Source organism: Ornithinibacter aureus (assembly GCF_009858245.1).
Lineage (GTDB): Bacteria > Actinomycetota > Actinomycetes > Actinomycetales > Dermatophilaceae > Fodinibacter > Fodinibacter aureus.
The window spans coordinates 1,336,264-1,359,165 of sequence record NZ_VMSB01000001.1 but is presented as its reverse complement, the minus strand read 5'-3'; the positions used below and the strand labels follow the sequence as shown (position 1 = coordinate 1,359,165).

The window sequence follows — 22,902 nt, the reverse complement described above, 5'->3', positions numbered from 1 at the left end:
CTCCCCATAATCCTGCCGGGGTCCCAGCTCGGCCGCGCTGGCGCGCGTCCGTTCGGTGCCCCCGGCAGGATTCGAACCTGCGCTCCCGCCTCCGGAGGGCGGTGCTCTATCCCCTGAGCTACGGGGGCCGGTGATGGCCCGCGCCGAGAATCTCCGAGGAGTTACCAAGCGCCCGGTGAGGTTACCAGCCTAGGGTGGGCGACATGCAATCCGGCAGGGGAGCCGAGCACGTAGCGCCGTTGGTCCTGGTGTGTGACGACACCGAGCCGATCCGTCGACTGCTCCGCATCAATCTCGAGTTGGCCGGCTTCCGGGTGGAGGAGGCCGCCGACGGTCATGCCGCGATGGCGCGCCTGATCGACCCGGAGGCGCAGCGCCCGTCCGTCATCGTCCTGGACTCCCAGATGGCGCCCTACGACGGGTGGTGGGCGATCGCCGCGATCCGTTCCCACCCGCGTCTGGACCCGGTGCCGGTCGTCCTGCTCACGGCGGCCGTCATCGCCCACGACGCACCCGAGGCGAGCGACGCCGGCTTCGACGCCTTCGTCGCCAAACCCTTCGACCCCGACGAACTCATCGCCGCCGTCTCACGGCTCGCGGAGCGGGGCAGAGGCACCCAGCCGCGTCGATAGAATCGGGCGGGTGACCCCCGAACAGCTCTCGGCCGCGATCCGCGCCGCTCTCCAGTCCGCCGTCGACGCAGGTGACCTCTCGATCACCGTGCCCGCCGAGGTCAGGGTCGAGCGTCCGCGCAACCGCGATCACGGGGACTGGTCGACCAACATCGCCCTCCAGCTCGCCAAGGGCGCGGGCATCCCCCCGCGCGACCTCGCGACGGCGCTCGCGACGCACCTCGCCTCGGTGACCGGGGTTCAGTCCGTCGACGTCGCAGGCCCCGGCTTCCTCAACATCACCCTCGAGGCCGCGAGCGCCGGCGAGCTGGCGCGCGCCATCGTCGAGGCGGGCCCGACGTTCGGGCACGGCACCACCGAGGCGGGCCGCGTGGTGAACCTGGAGTTCATCTCGGCCAACCCGACCGGGCCCCTGCACATCGGGCACACCCGGTGGGCGGCCCTCGGCGACGCGATGCGCCGGCTCCTCGTCGCGGCCGGGGCGCAGGTCGCGGCCGAGTACTACATCAACGATGCCGGTGCGCAGATGGACAAGTTCGGCGCCTCGGTCCTGGCGCGCGCCAAGGGTCAGGAGCCCCCGGAGGACGGCTACCCGGGCGCCTATGTCGCCGACCGGGCCGCCGAGGTCCTCGCGCAGCGACCCGACCTGCTCGAGCTCGACGAGGCGGATGCCGCGGTGCTGGCTCGCGACCTCGGTTACGTGGCGCAGCTGGCCGCCATCCAGCGCACCCTCGACGGGTTCGGGGTGCACTTCGACGTGTGGTTCTCCGAGCGGGGGCTGCACGACGGGGGCGCGGTCGAGCAGGCCGTGGCCCGGCTGCGCGAGCAGGGCCACGTGTTCGACCACGAGGGAGCGGTGTGGCTGCGCACGACAGACTTCGGCGACGACAAGGACCGTGTCCTCATCCGGGCCGACGGCACCCCGACCTACTTCGCCGCCGACGCTGCGTACTACCTGAGCAAGAAGGACCGCGGCTTCGACGAGAAGATCTACCTGCTCGGCGCTGACCACCACGGCTACATCAACCGGCTCAAGGCGATCGCGGCGTGCGCGGGCGATGACCCCGAGCACAACATCGAGGTCAAGATTGGCCAGCTCGTCTCCATCGCGGGGGAGCGCATGGGCAAGCGGCTCGGCAACGCGATCTACATGGACGAGCTGCTCGAGTGGATCGGTTCGGATGCCGTCCGGTACTCGCTGGCGCGGTACCCGGCGGACAGCCCGCTCTCCCTCGACGGTGAGGAGCTGCGCAAGCAGACCAACGACAACCCGGTGTTCTACGTGCAGTACGCGCACGCCCGTACGGCGAACGTGGCCCGGTTGGCGGCCGAGGACGGCGTGCACCGTGACGGCGGCTTCGACGCCGGCCTGCTCACCGACCCCACCGAGGCCGCCCTGCTGGCCGCCCTCGGCGACTTCCCGCGGGTGGTGGCCCAGGCCGCTCACCTGCTCGAACCGCACCGGGTCGCCCGCTACCTCGAGGAGCTCGCCGGTCGGTACCACAAGTGGTACGACACCTGCCGGGTGCGCCCGATGAGCGTCGACGAGGAGGTCACCGACCTGCACCGCAGCCGTCTGTGGCTCAACGACGCGACCCGCCAGGTGCTCGCCAACGGGCTCGACCTGCTCGGGGTCAGCGCCCCCGAGCGCATGTGAGGGCTGACCTATGCGCATCCACGAGGCTGGTGTCCTGCATGCCGAGGGGTACGGTGGCCCGCCGCTCTACCTGCCCACTCCCACCGACGTCATGGAGCTGCTGCCCCAGCTGTGGCCCGCCACGGTCGGCCGTGACGACGCCGGTCGCCTCACGGTGGGCGGCCTCGACGTCGTGACCCTGGCGCAGGAGCACGGCACGGCCGCCTACGTCCTGGACGAGGAGGACTTCCGCTCGCGCGCCCGCGACTTCCGCGACAGCTTCGCGGGTGCCTTCGAGCCGCTCGCGGGGGCCGACGTCTACTACGCCGGCAAGGCCTTCCTCTGCACGGCGGTCGCCCGGTGGGTCGAGGAGGAAGGGCTCAGCCTCGACGTCTGCACCGGAGGCGAGCTGGCCGTCGCGCAGCGGGTGAAGTTCCCCGGTGAGCGGATCGGCTTCCACGGCAACAACAAGAGCGTCGCGGAGGTCCGCGCGGCCCTGACCTACGGGGTGGGCCGCATCGTCGTCGACTCCTTCCAGGAGATCGAGCGCATCGCGGCGGTCGCCGCCGAGCTCGGAGTCGTCGCCCCCGTCATGGTGCGCGTGACCGTGGGTGTCGAGGCGCACACCCACGAGTTCATCGCCACCGGTCACGAGGACCAGAAGTTCGGCTTCAGCCTCGCCGGTGGTCAGGCGTTCGAGGCGGCCACGCGCATCCTCGCCCGCCCTGACGTCTTCGACCTGCTCGGCCTGCACAGCCACATCGGCAGCCAGATCTTCGACACCGGCGGCTTCGAGATGGCCGCTCACCGGCTCGTCGCGCTGCACGCCCGCATCGCCGACGAGCACGGGCACCACTGCCCCGAAATCGACCTCGGCGGCGGGTACGGCATCGCCTACACCTCGCAGCACACCCCTCTGCCGGCGAGCACGCTGGCGGGCGAGATGGCCGGCATCCTCGAACGCGAGTTCAAGGCCGTCGGCGACGGCGACCTCAGCACGCTGCCGAGGGTCTCGATCGAGCCCGGTCGCGCCATCGTCGGCCCCAGCACCTTCACCCTGTACGAGGTGGGCACCGTCAAGCCCGTCGAGGTCGGCGGCGGCCACACCCGCACCTACGTCTCGGTCGACGGCGGCATGAGCGACAACGCGCGCCCGGCGCTGTACGAGGCCGACTACTCGTGCACCCTGGCCAACCGCCGGTCCGAGGCCGGGCCGATGCTCTCTCGGGTCGTCGGACGGCACTGCGAGAGCGGTGACATCGTCGTGCTCGACGAGTACCTGCCGGCGGACGTGCAGCCCGGCGACCTCATCGCCGTCCCGGGCACGGGGGCCTACTGCCGCGCCCTGTCCAGCCAGTACAACCACACGCCGCGGCCGCCGGTCGTCGCCGTCCGTGGAGGGCGGTCACGCGTGCTCGTGCGGCGTGAGACCATCGAAGACCTGCTCGCCCTCGACGTGGCGGACGCGTGAGGATCGACAGCGAGGAGATGGACCCCACCATGGCGCACGAAACGATGGCGCACGCCACCGGTGCCCTGACGCAGGCACCTGGGCGTGCCCCCCTGCGCGTCGCGCTGCTCGGCTGCGGCGTCGTGGGTTCGGCGGTCGCGACGCGGCTCGTCGAGCACGCTTACGACCTCGCGGCGCGCGTCGGTGCCCCGCTCGAGCTCGTCGGCATCGCGGTGCGGCGCCCCCAGCGCCCGCGTCCGGACGTCCCGGTCGACCCGGCCCTGTTCACCGCGGACGCCGAGGAACTCGTCACCCGCGCCGACATCGTGATCGAGGTCATCGGCGGGATCGACCCCGCCCGCGGGCTCATCCTGCGCGCCATGGAGCACGGCGCCTCGGTGGTCTCGGCCAACAAGGCGCTGCTCGCCGAGGACGGCCCGACCCTCTACGCCGCCGCGGATGCCGCCGACGTCGACCTCTACTACGAGGCCGCCGTGGCCGGGGCCATCCCGATCCTGCGCCCCATCCGCGAGTCCCTCGCCGGTGACGACGTCCGCAAGGTGCTCGGCATCGTCAACGGCACGACGAACTTCGTCCTGGACAAGATGGACACCAGCGGTGCCGGCTTCGCCGAGACCGTCGAGCAGGCCCAGGCCCTGGGCTACGCCGAGGCCGACCCCACCGCCGACGTCGAGGGCTTCGACGCCGCCGCCAAGGCCGCCATCCTCGCCAGCCTGGCCTTCCACACCCGCGTCTCCAGCGCTGACGTGCACCGCGAGGGCATCACCGAGGTGACGGCCGGCGACATCCAGGCCGCCAAGGAGATGGACTGCGTCGTCAAGCTGCTCGCGATCTGTGAGCGGGTCACCAGCGCAGACGGTTCGGATGCCGTCAGCGTGCGCGTGCACCCTGCGATGATCCCGCGCAGCCACCCGCTGGCCAGCGTCCGCGACGCCTTCAACGCGGTGTTCGTCGAGGCCACCGCTGCCGGGCCGCTCATGTTCTACGGCCGGGGCGCCGGGGGCGACCCAACGGCATCCGCCGTTCTCGGTGACGTCGTCGCCGTCGCCCGCCACAAGGTGGCCGGTGGCCGCGGGCCGGGCGAGTCCGCCTATGCCGACCTCCCGGCGGTGGACATGGGCCAGGCGCTCACGAGGTACCACATCAGCCTCGACGTCGCCGACCGCCCGGGTGTGCTCGCGCAGGTCGCCACGGCCTTCGCCGAGCAGGGCGTGTCGATCGAGACCGTGCGCCAGCAGGTCGCCCCGGGGGCGGGGGAGCGCGCCAAGCTCATCGTCGTGACGCACCGCGCCTCGGATGCCGCGTTGTCGGCGACCGTCGACGCTCTCGCGGGGCTGGATTCCGTGGACGACGTCGCGTCCGTCATGCGTGTGGAAGGGGACTGACCAGTCATGGCGCACCTGTGGCGCGGAGTGATCCGCGAGTACGCCGAGCGGCTGCCGATGCTGGCGGGGGCGCCGGTGGTGACGCTCCAGGAGGGCGGCACGCCGCTCATCCCGTGCGAGGGGCTCTCGGAGCTCACCGGAGCCAACGTGCTCGTCAAGTTCGAAGGGCTCAACCCGACGGCGTCGTTCAAGGACCGCGGCATGACGACCGCGATGTCGATGGCCAAGAAGCACGGTGCCAAGGCCGTCATCTGCGCGAGCACCGGCAACACGAGCGCCAGCGCCGCCGCCTACGCCACCAAGGCCGGCATGACGTGTGCCGTGCTCGTGCCCGACGGCAAGATCTCGATGGGCAAGCTCAGCCAGGCCGTGGCCCACGGCGCCACCCTGATCCAGGTCGAGGGCAACTTCGACGACTGCCTCACCGTGGCCCGCAAGCTCGCCGAGGCCTACCCGGTCGAGCTCGTCAACTCGGTCAACCCCGCCCGCATCGAGGGGCAGAAGACCGCGGCCTTCGAGGTCGTCGATGCCTTGGGTGACGCCCCCGACATCCACATCCTTCCGGTCGGCAACGCCGGGAACATCACCGCCTACTGGCGTGGCTACACCGAGTACGCCTCGGTGACGACGGGCGTCGCTGGCGTCGAGCTGCCCGCCGTCGCGACGCGCACCCCGCAGATGTGGGGCTACCAGGCGGCGGGTTCGGCCCCGATCGTCCTGGGCCACCCGGTCGATGACCCGGAGACGATCGCCACGGCGATCCGCATCGGCAACCCGGCGTCCTGGGCGCAGGCCGAGGCCGCCCGTGACGAGTCCGGCGGGCACATCGACTCCGTCACCGACGAGGAGATCCTCGAGGGTCACCGGGTGCTGTCCTCGACCGAGGGCATCTTCGTCGAGCCCGGGTCGGCGGCGAGCATCGCCGGCCTGCTGAAGGCGCACCGCGCAGGCATCGTCCCGCGCGACGCCACCATCGTGTGCACGGTGACCGGGCACGGGCTGAAGGACCCCCAGTGGGCGCTGCGCACCGCCGACGGTGGCGACGTCACCCCGGTGCGTGTGCCTGTCGACGCGTTCAGCGTCGCGGTGGCCCTGGGCCTCGACGGGTGAGCACCACGCGGCTTCGGGCCGGTGTCGAGGTCGAGGTGCGGGTGCCGGCGAGCAGCGCGAACCTCGGCCCCGGCTTCGACTCGATCGGCTGCGCCCTCGGGGTGTGGGACACCTGCCGGGCCCGTGTCACCTCCACGCCGGGCCTGAGCGTGGCCGTCGCCGGCGAGGGGGCGGGCAGCGTTCCGCTCGACGCGACCCACCTCGTGCACCGGGCGATGGTCGTGGCCTGGGGTGAGCTCGGCGTCGAGCCGCCCGCCGGGCTGGCCCTGGACTGCACGAACGAGGTGCCGCACGGCCGGGGGATGGGCTCGTCGGCCACCGCGATCGTCACCGGCATCGTCGCCGCGCAGGCGCTGGCGGACGTCTCGGCCGGAGCCACCGGGGATGCCGTCGACCTCACCTTCGCGAACTCGCTCGCCTCACGCCTGGAGGGGCACCCCGACAACGCGTCGGCGAGTGTGTACGGGGGCTTCACGCTGTCGTGGTCCGACGACGAACAGGCCAGCACCACGACGGTGCACCTGCCCGTGCACCCCGACGTCGTGCCGGTCGTCTTCGCGCCGGACGTCCAGCTGTCGACCGCCAAGGCCCGCTCGGTGCTGCCACAACAGGTTCGTCTGGCGGATGCTGCGGCCAACTCCGCGCGATCCGCCCTGCTCGCGCACGCCATCGGCTTCGCCCCGCAGCACCTGCTCGCCGCCACCAAGGAGTGGCTGCACCAGGAGGCCCGCCGCCCCTCGTACGCCGCGTCGATGTCCCTCGTGGACCGGTTGCGCTCCCGCGGCCACGCGGCCGTCATCTCCGGTGCCGGCCCGTCCGTCCTCGTGCTGGCCCGGCGCGAGCACGTCGAGGAGGTGCGCGCGCACGGTGAGGCCGGCTGGCGCGTACTGACCCCCGGCATCCCCGATCACGGGGCCAGGGTCACGGTGCTGTCACGAGCCTGATCGACCGGCGGTGACGTTGGGGCGTCGGTGCTAGTGTGACCGTGCGACCGCAGCCGATGCCGGGCTTCCCCCCGCTGCCTGCCGCGAGTCGACCTCCACGATCTGGGAACCCCGTTCAGCCTGCGCTGCGGCCCCGACGTGAACCCCCCGAGATCGGCCGTATCGAGGCCATCCACGAGCGAGGGAAAGGATCCTTCGTGTCAGACACCACCACTCTCGAGCCGTCGACTGCGGGCGCGAGCCCGCGTCGTTCCGGAGCACTCACCGCCATGCGGTTGGCAGAGCTCCAAGGGCTGGCCTCGAGCATGGGCATCAGCGGCACCACCAAGATGCGCAAGGGCGACCTCGTCGCCGCCATCAAGTCCCGCCAGAACGGTGAGAGCGGGCCCGCCGCCGCGAGCGAGCCGTCGGCGCGCGCCAGTGAGCCCACGCGCGGCACCGAACCGCGTCGGTCGCGCCGGGCCACGAGCAGTGGCCGTGGCACCGAGTCGGCAGCCGCGACGGAGCAGGCCGCTGCGGCAGGGACCCCCGAGCAGGCCCCCCCTTCCGTCTCCGCCGCCGAGCGCGATGCCCGGCCGGACGCTGCCGAGCAGGCCGACGGCCAGGCCCGCGGTGAGCGCGGCGCCGGTCGCACCCGCACACGCGCCGCCCGCCAGGACCGTACCGAGGCCCGCGATGCCCAGGCCGAGGACCGCGGCGACCAGACGGCATCCGCCGACGCCGGTGCCGGTGGGTCGCAGGGCGAGCAGAACGGCGGTGCCCAGGGCGGCCAGAACCAGAACCGCTTCGACGACGAGGACGGCCGCGGTGGCCGTCGTCGCCGCAACCGTGGACGCAACCGCGACAAGCGCCGTCCCGGCGGCGACCAGGTCGACGGCCCCGTCGAGTCGTCGATCACCGAGGACGACGTCCTCGTGCCCGTCGCCGGCATCCTCGACATCCTCGACAGCTACGCGTTCGTGCGCACCACCGGGTACCTGCCCGGCAGCAGCGACGTCTACGTGCCGCTCCAGCTGGTCAAGCGCCACGGGCTGCGCAAGGGTGACGCCGTCACCGGGTCGATCAAGGCCTCGCGCGACGGTGACGAGGGGCAGCAGCAGAACGTCGGTGGCCGCAACCACCGGGCGAAGTACACCCCGCTGGCCCAGCTCGACACGGTCAACGGCATGACGCCCGAGGACGCCCGCCACCGCCCCGAGTTCGGCAAGCTCACGCCGCTCTACCCGCAGGACCGCCTGCGCCTGGAGACCGAGCAGGGTCTGCTCACGACGCGCATCATCGACCTCGTCGCGCCCATCGGCAAGGGCCAGCGCGGCCTCATCGTCGCCCCGGCCAAGGCCGGCAAGACGATGGTCATGCAGGCGATCGCCAACGCCATCACGACGAACAACCCGGAGTGCCACCTCATGGTCGTCCTCGTGGACGAGCGTCCCGAGGAGGTCACCGACATGCAGCGGGCCGTCAAGGGCGAGGTCATCTCCTCGACCTTCGACCGCCCGGCCGAGGACCACACCACCGTCGCCGAGCTCGCGATCGAGCGGGCCAAGCGCCTGGTCGAGATGGGGCACGACGTCGTCGTGCTGCTCGACTCGATCACCAAGCTCGGGCGGGCCTACAACCTCGCGGCCCCGGCCAGCGGGCGCATCCTGTCCGGTGGCGTCGACTCCGCCGCGCTGTACCCGCCGAAGAAGTTCTTCGGCGCGGCCCGCAACATCGAGGACGGTGGCTCGCTCACCATCCTCGCGACGGCGCTGGTCGAGACCGGTTCGCGGATGGACGAGGTGATCTTCGAGGAGTTCAAGGGCACCGGCAACATGGAGCTCAAGCTCGACCGTCAGCTCGCGAACCGCCGGATCTTCCCTGCCGTCGACGTCAACAACTCGGGCACGCGCAAGGAGGAGATCCTGCTCGCTCCCGAGGAGCTGCGGATCATGTGGAAGCTGCGCCGGGTGCTGGCTGCGCTGGACTCCCAGCAGGGCATCGAGCTGCTGCTGGACCGGCTGCGCAAGACCAAGACGAACTACGAGTTCCTCACCCAGGTGCAGCAGACCGCAACGATGAAGCTCGAGGACGAGGACGACTGACCCGTCGGTCGCCGATCTCCACGACGAGGCACGCCGCCCCGGACCTCTGCGGGGCGGCGTGCCTCGTCGCGGCTCGCTACGGCGCCACCTACCGCCTGGTAGGTGCTGCGATCACGGCAGATACCAGGCGGTAGGTCACGCCTTAGCTGCCCTGGGGGCTCATCGGAGCGGCGCGCGTCGTCTCGCGCCGCACCGACAGGCTCATTCCGGGGAAGCTGCGGTTCACGAATCCTCGGGGTTCATAGATCCGGGCGCCCCCGGGGGTCGCGAAGAGGTCCACGCGCGTCACGTCGGTGCTCGAGGAGAACCAGCGCAGCAGGTCATCCGTGACCAGGCCAGCCAGGCCACGCCCGCGATACGTCGGGAAGGTCGCGACGTTCGAGATGAGCCCGACCGACCCGTTGGGCGTTCCGGGCCCGGGGATGAGGGAGGTCACCTCGCCCACGATGCCGGCGGCGACCGTCCCGTCGACCTCCGCGACGACGACCCGCACGTCTTCCGCAGTGCCGATGCGGCGGCTGAACCAGGCCAGTGCCGCGTCCCGCCAGGCGTCGTGCTCGAGCAGCTCGCTGGGGGTGCCCATCGCCTCGAACATCAGCGCTCGAAGGTCGACGAGCGCCGCGGCATCCTGCGCGGTGGCCTCCCGCACCACGACGCCGGACGCCGTGTCGCGGCCGGGTTCGGGGTTCACCTCGGGGGCCCGAGCTCGAGGCGACGCCGCATCTCGCGGCGGCCCTCGGGGGAGTCGGGCAGGTCCCACCACGACTCCACCCACCAGGTGGCACCGGCATCCGCCCACTGCTCCACGGGCGGGCGGACCGTGCCGAACTCACCGTGGCTGTCGCCCTCGACGACGACGTCGTAGCCCTCCATGCTCTGGCCGTCAGCCGCGCGCAGCGTCGTGATGTGCCCGACCAGCTCACGTAGGGACACCGGTGTGAGGTGCGACCCCGGGTTCTCCAGGCTGCCGCCGGCGACCGCCGGGAAGACGCCCTGCCACCGGGCGGCCCGCTCCAACGACCGTTGTCGGCTTCGACCGGGCAGCATCAGCCCGACGCACCACACCGGCGGGTGGGGTGTCTGCACCGGTGGTGGCGGCACCAGTTCGGTGACGGGGGAGGCCGAGAAGTGCTCGCCCGTGTACGAGAATGGCTGCCCGCCCATCAGACCTGCGTAGATGTCGAGCACCTCGTCGAGCTTGCGAGCGCGCACGGCCCGGCCCTCATCGGCCTCGAAGGCCAGCCAGTTGCCGTGCAACGCACCCAGGCCGACCCCCAGCGTCACCCGACCGTCCGAGAGCCGGTCGACCGAGGCCACCCTCGACGCCAGGTCCCACGGCCGGTGCCGGGCGGCCGGGGTGAGCAGGGTGCCCAACCGGATGCGCTCGGTGGCCAGGGCTGCGGCGCCGAGGGTGACCCACGCGTCCTGGCCCCAGACCGCCTCCCACGTGAAGACCTGGTCCCACCCGGCGCGCTCGGCGACGACGGCGAGCTCGGTGAACTCACGCTCGGTGGCGTACGTGATGACGGCTCCGAACTTCATCCCCGCACCGTACCCACTGCCCCCGCTGACGGCACCCCGACCGACTCCGACTTCGTGCGACTTGGGTGCAGCCCACCGGCGGTTCTGGGCCCAGAACCGCACGGAAGTCGCACGAAGTGGGCATGACGGGGCAGGGCGGGAATGAGGGGGAGGCGCTTCGGCGTTTAGGACCCTGTGCGCCACCTCTGGCACACTTGATCGCTGGACCGGTTCACGGCATCCGATGCGTTTCCTGAGCGCCCTCACCACGAGGGGCGCAGTCGGGGCGCCAAGGGTTTGCAGCACCGTGCTGAACCCGCCGACCCGGACACCTCCAAGGAGAAACATCGTGAAGAAGGACATCCACCCCGACTACGTCCCGACGACGGTCACCTGCACCTGCGGTGCCACGTTCGAGACGCGCAGCACGGCCAAGAGCGGCTCCATCCACGCCGACGTCTGCTCGCAGTGCCACCCGTTCTACACGGGCAAGCAGAAGATCCTCGACACCGGTGGCCGCGTGGCCCGCTTCGAGGCCCGCTACGGCAAGAAGGCCGCCAAGTAGCTTGCCCGGTGCGCCGGTCCGTCCCCTCGTCGGGACGGGCCGGCGCACTTGCGTTTCACCCCCGAAGCACACCGCAGCACCCCACCGCAGCACCGCGTAAGCCCCCAGCCAGCCCCGAAGGAGAGTCCGTGCTCGAGTCAGCCCAGGCCCTGGTCGCCGAGCACGCCGCACTCGAGGCGCAGATGGCCGACCCGGCGATCGCCTCCGACCCGGACCAGAGCCGTGAGCTGAACAAGCGCTACGCCGCTCTCGGCCCCACGGTGGCCGCCCACCACGCCTGGGTGGCCGCGCGCGACGACGTCCAGGCCGCGCGCGAGCTCGCCGCCGAGGACCCGGCGTTCGCCGACGAGATCCCCGCCCTCGAGGCCACCCTCGCCGCCGCCGAGGACCGACTGCGCCGCCTGCTCATCCCGCGTGACCCCGACGACGACCGCGACGTCATCCTCGAGGTGAAGGCCGGTGAGGGCGGCGAGGAGTCGGCGCTGTTCGCGGGTGACCTCCTGCGCATGTACCTGCGTCACGCCGAGCGTCGGGGCTGGCGCACCGAGGTGCTCGACGCCACCGAGTCCGACCTCGGCGGCTACAAGGACGTGCGGGTCGCCGTGAAGGCACGCGGAACCGCCGCCCCGGGCGAGGCCCCGTGGGCGCGGCTGAAGTTCGAGGGCGGGGTGCACCGGGTGCAGCGCGTTCCCGTCACCGAGAGCCAGGGGCGCATCCACACCAGCGCCGCGGGTGTCTGGGTCATGCCCGAGGCCGAGGAGGTCGAGGTGACGATCGATCCCAACGACCTGCGCATCGACGTCTTCCGCTCCAGCGGCCCCGGCGGCCAGAGCGTCAACACCACCGACTCGGCCGTGCGCATCACCCACCTGCCCACCGGCCTCGTCGTGTCGTGCCAGAACGAGAAGAGCCAGCTTCAGAACCGCGAGGCGGCCCTGCGCGTGCTGCGTGCCCGGCTGCACCAGATCGCCATGGACGAGCGCCACGCCGCGGATGCCAGTGTTCGCAGCAGCCAGGTGCGCACCGTCGACCGTTCCGAGCGGATCCGCACCTACAACTTCCCCGAGAACCGGATCAGCGACCACCGCACCGGCTTCAAGGCCTACAACCTCGACACCGTGCTCGACGGCGACCTCGACCCGATGATCCAGTCCTGCGTCGACGCCGACGAGGCCGCCCGCCTCGCCGCCGTCGCCGACCGATGAGCGACCTCCACACCGCGGTCCGGGAGGCGTCCGCGCGCCTCGAGGGGGCCGGCATCCGCTCACCCGAGACGGATGCCGTCGAGCTCGCCGCCTTCGCCCTGCGCACCACCGCGGGCGACGTGCGTCGCGCGATGGTGCTGCGCACGACCCCGGATGCCGGGTTCGCGGCGGCGTTCGAGGCCCTCGTCAGCGAGCGGCTCACCCGGGTCCCGCTGCAGCACCTCACGGGTCGCGCCCACTTCCGGCGGCTCACCCTCGCCGTCGGGCCCGGCGTGTTCGTCCCCAGACCCGAGACCGAGGTGAGCGCCGGGCTCGCGATCGACGCGGCATCCGCCATGGGCCACGGGGGTGACGGCGTGGTCGTCGTCGACCTGTGCACCGGTTCGGGGGCCATCGCGCTGGCGGTCAAGGACGAGCTTCCCGCAGCCGCGGTGCTCGCGGTCGAGCTGTCCGACCTCGCCCACGGGTGGGCGCTGGCCAACCGCGACCACCTCGGGCTCGAGGTCGACGTGCGCCTCGGTGACGCCACGACGGCCTTCGACGACCTCGAGGGTCAGGTCGACGTGGTCGTCAGCAACCCGCCGTACATTCCCGTGGGTGCCGTGCCGGTCGATCCGGAGGTGCGTGACCACGACCCTGACCTCGCGCTCTACGGCGGGTCGGCGGACGGCCTGGCGATCCCGCTGGCGGTCGCTGCCCGGGCCGCGGTGCTGCTGCGCGAGGGTGGGGTGCTCGTCATGGAACACGCCGACAGCCAGGGGGATTCGTTGCCGGCGGCGCTGCGGGCGACCGGGCTGTGGGCCGACGTGGTCGACCACGCCGATCTCACTGGCCGGCCCCGGGCGACGGTGGCGCTGCGTGCCGAGCCGACCGGGTGACGCGCCCTCGACGGGGGCCTTCACGAGCCGAGCCCGGTTCGACCCTAGGCTTGTCCTCATGAGCCCCGTCTTCGACTGCACGACCGAGCCCGGACGGGCGGATGCCATTCCCAAGGTCGCCGCCGGGGTGCGCGCCGGCAGCCTCGTCGTGATGCCCACCGACACCCTCTACGGCATCGGGGCTGACGCCTTCTCCCCGGATGCCGTGCACGACCTCCTCGCTGCCAAGGGGCGGGGGAGCGACATGCCGCCTCCCGTGCTCGTGCCCGATGCGCGCACGGTCGACGGGCTCGCGACGGACGTTCCCGACTACGCGCGGGCGCTGGTGGCCGCCTTCTGGCCCGGCCCGCTGACCATCGTCCTGCGTGCCCAGCCGTCCCTGATGTGGGACCTCGGCGACACCGGGGGCACGGTCGCCCTGCGGATGCCGGACGACCCGGTTGCGCTGGAGCTGTTGCGCGAGGTGGGGCCGATGGCGGTGAGCAGCGCGAACCGCACCGGCCACCCGGCATCGCGAACCGTCGTCGAGGCGGCCAGCCAGCTCGGTGCGGCCGTCGAGTTCTACCTCGACGGCGGGCCCGTCACCGGTGGCCTCCCATCGACGATCGTCGACTGCACCCGTGACGAGCCGGTGATCCTGCGGGTCGGAGCCCTCGCGACCGCCGACGTCATGGACGTCGTCGAGCGGGCCCGCGCCGACGCCCTAGAGTTGTCGCGCCCGCAGCCGGGCGACGAGGACGCGGCGGACGCGTCCGATCCGCCCGCCGCGAGCGAAACCCCCACCGCCAGTGAGCAGCGAGAGAGCAGCGACGATGACTGACACGTTCTACGGATCCGACTTCGGCGCCCTCGACGCCTTCGACCCCGAGATCGCGGGGGTGCTGCTGAGCGAGCTCGACCGCCTGCGCGGCGGCCTCCAGCTGATCGCGAGCGAGAACTTCTCCAGCCCCGAGGTGCTGACCGCGCTCGGTTCGACCCTGTCGAACAAGTACGCCGAGGGGTACCCGGGGCGCCGGTACTACGGCGGCTGTTCCGAGGTCGACAAGGCCGAGTCGCTCGCGATCGAGCGCTGCAAGGCGTTGTTCGGCGCCGACCACGCCAACGTCCAGGCCCACTCCGGCGCGAGCGCGAACCAGGCCGTCTACGGTGCCTTCCTCAAGCCCGGCGAGACCATCCTCGCGATGAGCCTGCCGCACGGCGGGCACCTGACCCACGGCACGAAGATGTCCTTCTCCGGCAAGTGGTTCGACGCGGTGCACTACGGGGTCGACAAGGACACCGAGGACATCGACTACGACGAGGTCGAGCGCCTGGCCAAGGAACGCCGCCCCAAGGTGATCCTCGCGGGTGGTTCAGCCATCCCGCGGCTCATCGACTTCGCCCGGTTCCGCGCCATCGCCGACGAGGTCGGGGCGATCTTCTGGGTCGATGCGGCACACTTCATCGGCCTCGTCGCCGGCGGTGCCATCCCCAGCCCGGTGCCCCACGCCGACGTCGTGTCGTTCACCACGCACAAGGTGCTGCGCGGCCCGCGCTCGGGAGCCATCGTGTGCAAGGCCGAGCACGCCACCGCCATCGACCGGGCCGTCTTCCCGATGATGCAGGGCGGGCCGCAGATGCACACGATCGCCGCCAAGGCGGTCAACTTCAAGGAGTGCGCGACGCCGGAGTACGCGGCGTACACCCGCCAGGTCGTCGCCAATGCCAAGGTCCTCGCGCAGACGCTCGGGGAGCACGGCATCCGCCCGACGACGGGGGGTACGGACACCCACCTGTCACTGCACGACCTCCAGCCCGTTCAGGTGACCGGCGTCGACGCCGAGGCACGCGCGGACGCTGCCGGGATCACGTTGAACAAGAACGCCATTCCCTTCGACCCGCAGTCGCCGAACATCGCCTCCGGGGTGCGCGTCGGCACGCCGTGCGTCACGACCCAGGGCATGGGTGAGGACGAGATGCGCACGATCGCCGAGCTGATCGCCAAGGCCGTCGTTCACGGTGACGCAGACCCGGGCCACGCGGTCTCGCGCGAGGTGCGGGCCCAGGTGAGCGAGCTCGTCGGGCGCTTCCCGGCATACCCGCGTGCGGGTGCGGCGCAGGCCTGAGGCCTCGTTCCACGTGTCCACACCGAGCCCCGGCGCCGACCGGCCGATCCTGGCCCGGCTCAACAGCCGTGGGTTCCGGCTCGTCATGCTCCTGGACGGCGTCGCCATCCTCGGGCTGGCCGTGGGGACGATGTGGTGGCGCTACGGGCTGCCGCCGTGGCCGACGTACCCGACGGGTGCGTATGCCGTGTCCTTCGCCGTCTCGACGGCCATCTTCATCTCGGCGTTCTACTTCGGCGGGCTGTACGAACGTGAGCCGCGGCTCGGCGGTGCCGCCGTCTTCCCACGGGCTGCCGGGTTGTCGCTGGCGGCCGGCAGCCTCATCGCGCTGCTCAACCTCGCCCTCACGAGTCTGGCCAACCAGCGCGGCTCACTGACCCAACGGGTCCTGCCGTTCCCGATCCCGAACCTGCTCGCCGTCATCGTGCTGGGCGCCGTCGTCGTGGCGATCAACCGCGCGGTGGTGCATGCCCTGCGGACGCGTCGTGAGGGCCCGCCACGCGTGGTCATCGCGGGGGAGCAGGGTGACCTCGAGCTCGCCCGACGGCACCTGGCTGCCGTCGAGGCCAGGGCGCTGGTCGTCGTCGCGGAGGTCGACGACCCGGCTGGCGTCGTCGAGGTGGCCCGTGAGCTGCGGGCCACCGACGTCCTGCTCGTCACCGGCGCGTGGCTGGACAGCTGGTACCCCAGGACCATCGACCATCTCGACCAGCTGGGGCTGACCACCCTGTTGCGGGTGACCGGTCGCGAGACGCTGTTCGGTCTCGATCGGCTGCGCGAGATCGGGGGGATGCCGTTCGTCCTCCTCCACGCGCAGACCATGCCGAGCTCGCAGCGGCACTTCAAACGGATCCTCGACCTCGTGCTGCTCGTCGTCACCGCTCCGGTGTGGATCGTCCTGCTCGTGGCGGTGTCGCTGTACCAGTTCGCGGTCGCCGGGCGGCCGGTGCTCTTCACCCAGACGCGCGTCGGCGTGGGGGGGGAACCGTTCGACATGGTCAAGTTCCGCACGATGCGCACCGATGCCGAGGCCGACGGCGTGGCGACGCTCTCGACGGGCAAGGCCGATTCACGGGTGATCCCGGCCTGCCGGTGGGTGCGGGCGACCCGGGCCGACGAGCTGCCCCAGATCCTGCACATCCTGACGGGAAAGATGTCCATCGTCGGGCCGCGCCCCGAGCGGCCTGAGCTGACCGCCGGTTTCGAGCGGGACATCGCGGGGTACACCCGCCGGCACGAGGTCCCACCGGGGCTGACCGGCCTGGCGCAGATCCACGGGCGCTACCACACCGATGCCGAGTACAAGCTGGGCTACGACCTGCAGTACCTCGTCAACTGGTCGCCGGTGCTCGACCTCGAGATCATCGCCCGCACCATTTGGGTCATCGTCACGCGGCGGGTCTGAGCGCCCTTTTGGGCTGCACCCGCGGCTTGTGATAACTTTCACAAGCCGTCCCGGAGACCTATCCGTCACGACCCCTGAAGAGGCCGATCACCGATGACCGACCGCTCCACGAGCACCGAGCCGCACGCCGGCGCGCCCTTCGGGGCCATGCTGCGCGGGGCACTGCTGCCCTCGCTGGTCGCCGGGGTGCTGACGGTCGTCGCCCTGGTGCTCGTGCGTGGAGGAGACGCCCTGGCCGGTGCGCTCATCGGACTCGTGGTCTCGGTGGGCTTCTTCGGTTCCGGCATGTTCCTGCTGAGCAGGCTCGTGCGCAGTGCGAGCCCGCACGCGTTCTTCGCCGTCGCCATGGCCGTCTACCTCGGCCAGGTCATCGCCCTGCTGCTCGTCATCCTGGCGTTCAAGGACGCCGCGTGGGTCGACGGGCCGGCCCTGGGCATCGTGGCCCTGGTCGTGACGATCGTCTGGCAGGGCTTCGCGATGCGCGCCCTGCGCACCGCACGTGTTCCCGTGTACGACCCGCCCGCGGCCGACGGCGCCGCACGGTGAGACGCGTCGAAACCGTCACGACCTGCGTCGCGGCCACCCTCACGGGTCCGGTAGCGTACGTCCCGTTCCCCCGGGTGCCCGTCGATGGCGCCTGTGCAACCCCCGAGGAGAGGCTGTGAGCCTGAGCGTGGTTCCCGCACACTGGCTTCAGAGCGGTATCGCCGCAACCGACGGCGAGGGCTTCCAGGCCCCCGGCCCCGAGTCCTTCTGGTGGCCACTGATCGGCAGCGACACGAGCAACTGGGCGTTCACCCGTCCCTCGTTCGTCGTCATGGCCTCTGTCGTGATCATCGCGATCTACTACATGAGCGTGGTCAACAAGCTGACCATCGTGCCGACCAAGCGCCAGTGGATCGCCGAGCAGAGCTACGACTTCGTCCGCAACACCATCGCCCGCGACGTCATCGGGTCGAAGGACTTCCTGCAGTTCCTGCCGCTGTTGCTGACGCTGTTCACGCTCATCCTGTTCAACAACATCATGGGGATCGTGCCGTTCGTGCAGTTCCCCTCGATGAGCCGGATCGCGTTCCCGATCGTGCTGACCCTGATCGTCTACATCGTCTACCACACCGTCGCGATCCGCCGGAAGCACGGCGTCGTCGGCTACCTCAAGTCGCTGGTGCCCCCCGGGCTGCCCGGCTGGCTCAAGCCGATCATGTTCATCCTGGAGTTCCTGACCTACTTCCTCATCCGGCCGCTGACGCTCGCGCTTCGACTGTTCGGCAACATGCTCGCTGGCCACCTCATGCTGCTCGTCTTCATCCTCGGCGGCGAGTACCTGCTGCTGCACGGCAGCAACCTGTTCGTCCAGTTCTCCGGCGTGCTCGGCCTCGGCTTCGGCATCGTCATGACGTTCTTCGAGCTCCTGGTGCAGTTCCTCCAGGCGTTCATCTTCACCCTGCTCGCCGCGCTCTACATCTCCGACGCGGTGAGCGAGCACCACTGATCTCCCGGATCCGTCCGGTAAGTACAACCACCGCATGAACACTCCGACGCCGGGAGCCCCTGGCGCCACCGAAAGGAAAACGCAATGACTGGTGACATCACCTTCCTCGGCTACGGCCTCGCCGCCATCGGCCCCGGTATCGGTGTGGGTCTCATCTTCGCCGCCTACATCAACGGCGTCGCTCGCCAGCCCGAGGCCCGAGGCATGCTCCAGACCATCGCCTTCACCGGTATGGCCCTCACCGAGGCGCTCGCGATCCTCGGTCTCGTGTTCGTCTTCGTCTTCGCAGGCTGACGCACCGACGACCCCCCGTTCGATCGACAGATAAGGAAGCGACGTGGTTCTCGCATCCGTGAAGGCATCCGAGGGTGTCGGCTGGCCGGCAGCACTTCCGCTGCTGCCGCACCCCGCCGAGATCATCATCGGACTCATCGCCTTCGCCATCCTCTACCGGATCTTCTCCAAGAGCGTCGTGCCGAAGATGGAGGCGATGTACGCCGAGCGTGCCGCAGCCATCGAGGGCGGCATGCAGGAGGCCGAGCAGGCGCAGGCCGAGGCTCAGGCTGCCCTGGAGAAGTACAACGCCCAGCTCGCCGAGGCCCGCACCGAAGCCAACGAGATCCGCGAGTCCGCTCGTGAGCAGGGCGCGTCGATCGTCGCGGAGATGCGTGCCCAGGCCCAGGCCGAGGCTGCCCGCATCTCCGAGTCGGCCAAGCGTCAGGTCGAGGCCGAGCGCCAGCAGGCCGTGGTCCAGCTGCGCCAGGAGGTCGGCACGCTGTCGACGACCCTGGCCGGCAAGATCGTCGGCGAGTCCCTCGAGGACGAGGTGCGCCAGAAGGGCATCGTCGACCGGTTCCTCGCGGACCTCGAGGCCGGCGACATCGTCCCCGAGAAGGTTGCCCCGGCGGGGCAGGACGCCTGATGCGCGGCTCGTCGCGAGGTTCGGCCACTGCGGTGCAGGCGGCGCTCGACGCCGTGCTGGCGCAGGGGTCGTCCTGGGCGCCGCTCGCGGATGAGCTCTTCGCCGTGACCGCGGTCGTCGACGGCAACGCGTCGCTGCGTCGGGCCCTTGCGGACCCCTCGCGCGGCACCGCCGAGAAGCAGGGCCTGGCCCGTGCGGTCTTCGGAGGCAAGGTCGGTGAGACCACCACCAACCTGGTCGCCGAGGTCGCAGGGCAGCGCTGGTCCGCCGAGCGTGACCTCACGGACACACTCGAGTCACTGGCCGTGCAGTGCCTCCTGGCCACGGCCGAGCGGGCCGGTCACATCGACCGGGTCGAGGACGAGCTCTTCCGCTTCGAGCGGATCGTCGCCGGCGACCCCGCTCTGCGCGACACGCTCTCCAGCCGCAACACCGACGGCAACGGCAAGGCCGCCCTTGTGCGGGGTCTGCTCGAAGGCAAGGCGGCGCCCGAGACGGTCCGCCTCGCGGAGCAGGCGGTGCGCGCCCCCCGCGGACGCCGTCTGGACCGCACCATGGAGGCCTACCTCGCGTTGGCCTCGACCCGCCGTGACGAGCTCACCGCGCTCGTCACCGCGGCGACGCCCCTCACCGAGCAGCAGGGTGCCCGGCTGCGCAGCGCCCTCGAGGCGCACTACGGCAAGGCCGTCAGCCTCCAGGTCGTCCTCGACCCCACCGTCATGGGCGGCATCCGGGTCCAGGTCGGCGACGACGTCGTCGATGGCACCGTCCTGCGGCGCCTCGACGAAGCCCGCCGCCACGTGACCGGCGGCTGACACCGCAGTCCACGCACGGCATCCGAACACCGCAAGACACCGCACCACCGACCACAGACTTCGGCCCCACCAGGGGCCGGTGACCGAGGAGAAGATCAGAACATGACGGAGCTCTCGATCCGTCCGGACGAGATCCGGGACGCCCTGGACAGCTACGTCCGGTCCTACGAGCCCGGCGCAGCCGCGCGCGAAGAGGTCGGTCGCGTGACCGACGCCGGCGACGGCATCGCGCACGTCGAGGGCCTGCCCTCGGCGATGACCAACGAGCTCCTCCAGTTCGAGGACGGCACGCTGGGCCTGGCGCTCAACCTCGACGTCCACGAGATCGGCGTCGTCATCCTCGGTGAGTTCTCCGCGATCGAGGAGGGCCAGGAGGTCAAGCGGACCGGCGAGGTGCTCTCCGTGCCCGTCGGCGACGCGTTCCTCGGCCGCGTCGTCAACCCGCTCGGTGCGCCGATCGACGGCCTCGGCGAGATCGCCAGCGAGGAGCGCCGGGCGCTCGAGCTCCAGGCGCCCAACGTCGTGCAGCGCAAGTCGGTGCACGAGCCGCTGCAGACCGGCCTGAAGGCCGTCGACGCCATGACGCCGATCGGCCGTGGCCAGCGCCAGCTCATCATCGGTGACCGCCAGACCGGCAAGACCACGGTCGCGGTCGACACGATCATCAACCAGAAGGAGTTCTGGGACAGCGGCGACCCGACGAAGCAGGTGCGCTGCATCTACGTCGCCATCGGCCAGAAGGGCTCCACGATCGCCGCCGTCCGCGGCACGCTCGAGGAGGCGGGCGCGATGGAGTACACCACCATCGTCGCCGCTCCGGCCTCCGACTCCGCGGGCTTCAAGTACCTCGCCCCGTACACCGGCTCGGCCATCGGCCAGCACTGGATGTACCAGGGCAAGCACGTCCTCATCGTCTTCGACGACCTGTCCAAGCAGGCCGAGGCCTACCGCTCCGTGTCGCTGCTGCTGCGCCGCCCGCCGGGCCGCGAGGCCTACCCGGGTGACGTCTTCTACCTGCACAGCCGGCTCCTCGAGCGCTGCGCCAAGCTTTCCGACGACCTCGGCGCCGGCTCGATGACCGGCCTGCCGATCATCGAGACCAAGGCTGGTGACGTGTCGGCCTACATCCCGACCAACGTCATCTCCATCACCGACGGCCAGATCTACCTCCAGTCGGACCTGTTCAACTCCAACGTCCGCCCGGCGATCGACGTGGGTGTCTCGGTGTCGCGAGTCGGTGGTGCCGCGCAGATCAAGGCCATGAAGTCGGTGGCCGGTCGCCTCAAGCTCGACCTCGCCCAGTACCGCGCGCTCGAGGCGTTCGCCATGTTCGCCTCCGACCTCGACCCGGCTTCGCGTGCGCAGCTCGCGAAGGGTGCTCGCCTCGTCGAGCTGCTCAAGCAGCGTCAGGCCTCGCCGTACCCGGTCGAGGAGCAGGTCGTCTCGATCTGGATGGGCACGACCGGCAAGCTCGACAGCATCGCCGTCGACGACGTCCGCCGCTTCGAGGCCGACTTCCTCGACCACCTGCGTCGCAGCCGCGTCGAGCTGCTCGACGCGATCCGCGAGACGGGCAAGTTCGAGGAGGAGACCGAGCAGGCGCTCGACTCCGAGATCGAGAACTTCAAGGCCAAGCTCTTCCAGGCCTCGGGTGCCGACGGCATCCAGGCCGGGAACGAGGCCGAGGACGAGGCAGCTGCCCGGGCCCAGGAGTCCGAGCAGGAGAAGATCGTCAAGCAGCGCCGCTGATGTCGGATGCCGGGAGCGCGCCACGCGCTCCCGGCCCAGCCCCACGGCAAACGAGCAGTAGAACCAGGAAGGCGGAAACGTATGGGAGCGCAGATCCGGGAGTACCGGCAGCGCATCCGAGCCGTCAGCTCGACCAAGAAGATCACCCGGGCGATGGAGCTCATGGCTGCCTCGCGCGTGGTCAAGGCCCAGCAGGCCGTGCGTGAGTCCAGCCCGTACGCGCGGGCCCTCACCCGGGCGGTCTCCGCAGTGGCGACGTTCTCCAACGAGGACCACCCGCTGACCTCGGAGAAGGACGACGTCAAGCGTGCGGCGGTGGTCATCATGACCTCCGACCGCGGCCTGGCAGGTGCCTACAGCTCGTCGGCGATCAAGGAGAGCGAGCGGCTCATCGCGTCGCTGCGTGACGAGGGCAAGGAGGTCGTCCCCTACCTGCTCGGTCGCAAGGCGATCGCCTTCTACAAGTTCCGCCACCGCGAGTTCGCCGCGGAGTGGAGCGGCGCCTCGGAGCGCCCGAGCTTCGAGACGGCCCGCGAGGTCGGCGAGCGTCTCGTCGCCGACTTCACCACCCCGACCGAGGAGGGCGGCATCGACGAGGTGCACGTCGTCTTCACCCGGTTCGTCTCCATGGTCACCCAGGAGCCCGAGGTCATCCGGTTGCTCCCGCTCGAGGTCGTCGAGGGTGAGGAGGCGCCGGCAGCGGATGACCTGCTGCCGCTCTACACCTTCGAGCCCGGGGCCGAGAAGGTGCTCGACGCACTGCTGCCCAAGTACGTCAACGCGCGTCTGTTCAACTGCATGCTCCAGGCCGCCGCGTCCGAGCTCGCCGCCCGCCAGCGGGCGATGAAGTCGGCGACGGACAACGCCGAGGAGCTCATCAAGAAGTACACCCGGCTGGCCAACCAGGCCCGTCAGGCCGAGATCACCCAAGAGATCAGCGAAATCGTCGGCGGCGCCAGTGCCCTGGCCGAGAGCAAGTGAGT

The 22,902-nt window shown here is 71.0% G+C and carries 22 protein-coding genes and 1 tRNA gene; 20 read left to right on the top strand and 3 right to left on the bottom strand.

The window, feature by feature from the left end; all coding sequences use genetic code 11:
- Positions 1–56 precede the first annotated feature (56 nt).
- Positions 57–128 (bottom strand) — tRNA-Arg (locus tag C8E84_RS06410).
- A 75-nt stretch (positions 129–203) separates the two neighbouring features.
- On the opposite strand from C8E84_RS06410, the gene C8E84_RS06405 reads away from it, so the two are divergent.
- From C8E84_RS06405 to rho, 7 genes are all read left to right on the top strand, one after another.
- On the top strand, positions 204–632 hold the full coding sequence (locus C8E84_RS06405) for a response regulator transcription factor (protein ID WP_159900473.1): 429 nt from the start codon (positions 204–206) through the stop codon (positions 630–632).
- A gap of 10 nt (positions 633–642) precedes the next feature.
- Positions 643–2,289, top strand: coding sequence for an arginine--tRNA ligase (gene argS / locus C8E84_RS06400; protein ID WP_159900471.1), 1,647 nt, complete (start codon positions 643–645; stop codon positions 2,287–2,289).
- 10 nt (positions 2,290–2,299) lie between these two features.
- Positions 2,300–3,739 carry a diaminopimelate decarboxylase gene (lysA, locus tag C8E84_RS06395; protein WP_159900469.1) on the top strand — a complete coding sequence of 480 codons (1,440 nt, stop codon included), beginning with the start codon at positions 2,300–2,302 and terminating at the stop codon, positions 3,737–3,739.
- 44 nt (positions 3,740–3,783) lie between these two features.
- Positions 3,784–5,124 (top strand): homoserine dehydrogenase, encoded by a 1,341-nt coding sequence (locus C8E84_RS06390; protein ID WP_159904570.1) that lies wholly within the window; start codon positions 3,784–3,786, stop codon positions 5,122–5,124.
- 6 nt (positions 5,125–5,130) lie between these two features.
- Positions 5,131–6,234, top strand: a complete 1,104-nt coding sequence (gene thrC / locus C8E84_RS06385; protein WP_159900467.1) for a threonine synthase — start codon at positions 5,131–5,133, stop codon at positions 6,232–6,234.
- Positions 6,231–7,178: a homoserine kinase gene (gene thrB / locus C8E84_RS06380; protein ID WP_159900465.1), complete on the top strand. Its 948-nt coding sequence runs from the start codon at positions 6,231–6,233 to the stop codon at positions 7,176–7,178. Before thrC ends, thrB begins: the two co-directional genes overlap by 4 nt.
- Before the next feature lie 197 nt (positions 7,179–7,375).
- Positions 7,376–9,262: a transcription termination factor Rho gene (gene rho, locus C8E84_RS06375; RefSeq protein WP_246196819.1), complete on the top strand. Its 1,887-nt coding sequence runs from the start codon at positions 7,376–7,378 to the stop codon at positions 9,260–9,262.
- 142 nt (positions 9,263–9,404) lie between these two features.
- Here rho and C8E84_RS06370 read toward each other — a convergent pair whose 3' ends face one another.
- Together C8E84_RS06370 and C8E84_RS06365 are read right to left on the bottom strand one after the other, a co-directional pair.
- Positions 9,405–9,953, bottom strand: coding sequence for a GNAT family N-acetyltransferase (locus tag C8E84_RS06370; RefSeq protein ID WP_159900463.1), 549 nt, complete (start codon positions 9,951–9,953; stop codon positions 9,405–9,407).
- On the bottom strand, positions 9,950–10,804 hold the full coding sequence (locus C8E84_RS06365) for an LLM class flavin-dependent oxidoreductase (protein ID WP_159900461.1): 855 nt from the start codon (positions 10,802–10,804) through the stop codon (positions 9,950–9,952). The genes C8E84_RS06370 and C8E84_RS06365 overlap by 4 nt, the downstream gene beginning before the upstream one ends.
- A gap of 328 nt (positions 10,805–11,132) precedes the next feature.
- Between C8E84_RS06365 and rpmE the strand changes: the two genes are divergently transcribed.
- The 13 genes from rpmE to C8E84_RS06300 all read left to right on the top strand — a co-directional run bounded on the left by rpmE (position 11,133) and on the right by C8E84_RS06300 (position 22,900).
- Positions 11,133–11,348 (top strand): 50S ribosomal protein L31, encoded by a 216-nt coding sequence (gene rpmE / locus C8E84_RS06360; RefSeq protein WP_159900459.1) that lies wholly within the window; start codon positions 11,133–11,135, stop codon positions 11,346–11,348.
- A gap of 128 nt (positions 11,349–11,476) precedes the next feature.
- A complete protein-coding gene (prfA, locus tag C8E84_RS06355; protein WP_159900457.1) occupies positions 11,477–12,553 on the top strand; it encodes a peptide chain release factor 1 in 1,077 nt (358 codons plus the stop codon).
- Complete coding sequence (gene prmC / locus C8E84_RS06350) at positions 12,550–13,431, top strand: peptide chain release factor N(5)-glutamine methyltransferase (protein WP_159900455.1); 882 nt, start codon at positions 12,550–12,552, stop codon at positions 13,429–13,431. Before prfA ends, prmC begins: the two co-directional genes overlap by 4 nt.
- Before the next feature lie 58 nt (positions 13,432–13,489).
- Positions 13,490–14,251: an L-threonylcarbamoyladenylate synthase gene (locus C8E84_RS06345; RefSeq protein ID WP_159900453.1), complete on the top strand. Its 762-nt coding sequence runs from the start codon at positions 13,490–13,492 to the stop codon at positions 14,249–14,251.
- Positions 14,244–15,536: a serine hydroxymethyltransferase gene (locus tag C8E84_RS06340; protein ID WP_159900451.1), complete on the top strand. Its 1,293-nt coding sequence runs from the start codon at positions 14,244–14,246 to the stop codon at positions 15,534–15,536. The genes C8E84_RS06345 and C8E84_RS06340 overlap by 8 nt, the downstream gene beginning before the upstream one ends.
- Before the next feature lie 13 nt (positions 15,537–15,549).
- Positions 15,550–16,941, top strand: coding sequence for a sugar transferase (locus C8E84_RS06335; RefSeq protein ID WP_159900449.1), 1,392 nt, complete (start codon positions 15,550–15,552; stop codon positions 16,939–16,941).
- 93 nt (positions 16,942–17,034) lie between these two features.
- The gene (locus tag C8E84_RS06330) at positions 17,035–17,487 is read left to right on the top strand and encodes a Cg1360 family ATP-synthase-associated protein (protein WP_159900447.1); all 453 of its coding nucleotides are present in this window, start codon (positions 17,035–17,037) and stop codon (positions 17,485–17,487) included.
- Positions 17,488–17,602: 115 nt separating this feature from the next.
- The gene (atpB, locus tag C8E84_RS06325) at positions 17,603–18,433 is read left to right on the top strand and encodes a F0F1 ATP synthase subunit A (protein WP_159900445.1); all 831 of its coding nucleotides are present in this window, start codon (positions 17,603–17,605) and stop codon (positions 18,431–18,433) included.
- 84 nt (positions 18,434–18,517) lie between these two features.
- Complete coding sequence (gene atpE / locus C8E84_RS06320; RefSeq protein ID WP_159900443.1) at positions 18,518–18,727, top strand: ATP synthase F0 subunit C; 210 nt, start codon at positions 18,518–18,520, stop codon at positions 18,725–18,727.
- 43 nt (positions 18,728–18,770) lie between these two features.
- Positions 18,771–19,355: a F0F1 ATP synthase subunit B gene (locus C8E84_RS06315; protein WP_159900441.1), complete on the top strand. Its 585-nt coding sequence runs from the start codon at positions 18,771–18,773 to the stop codon at positions 19,353–19,355.
- Entirely contained in the window at positions 19,355–20,170 is an 816-nt protein-coding gene (locus C8E84_RS06310) for a F0F1 ATP synthase subunit delta (protein WP_159900439.1), read from the top strand. The genes C8E84_RS06315 and C8E84_RS06310 overlap by 1 nt, the downstream gene beginning before the upstream one ends.
- 102 nt (positions 20,171–20,272) lie before the next feature.
- Positions 20,273–21,919, top strand: a complete 1,647-nt coding sequence (gene atpA / locus C8E84_RS06305) for a F0F1 ATP synthase subunit alpha (protein WP_159900437.1) — start codon at positions 20,273–20,275, stop codon at positions 21,917–21,919.
- An 81-nt stretch (positions 21,920–22,000) separates the two neighbouring features.
- A complete protein-coding gene (locus C8E84_RS06300; protein WP_159900435.1) occupies positions 22,001–22,900 on the top strand; it encodes a F0F1 ATP synthase subunit gamma in 900 nt (299 codons plus the stop codon).
- Positions 22,901–22,902: the final 2 nt, after the last annotated feature.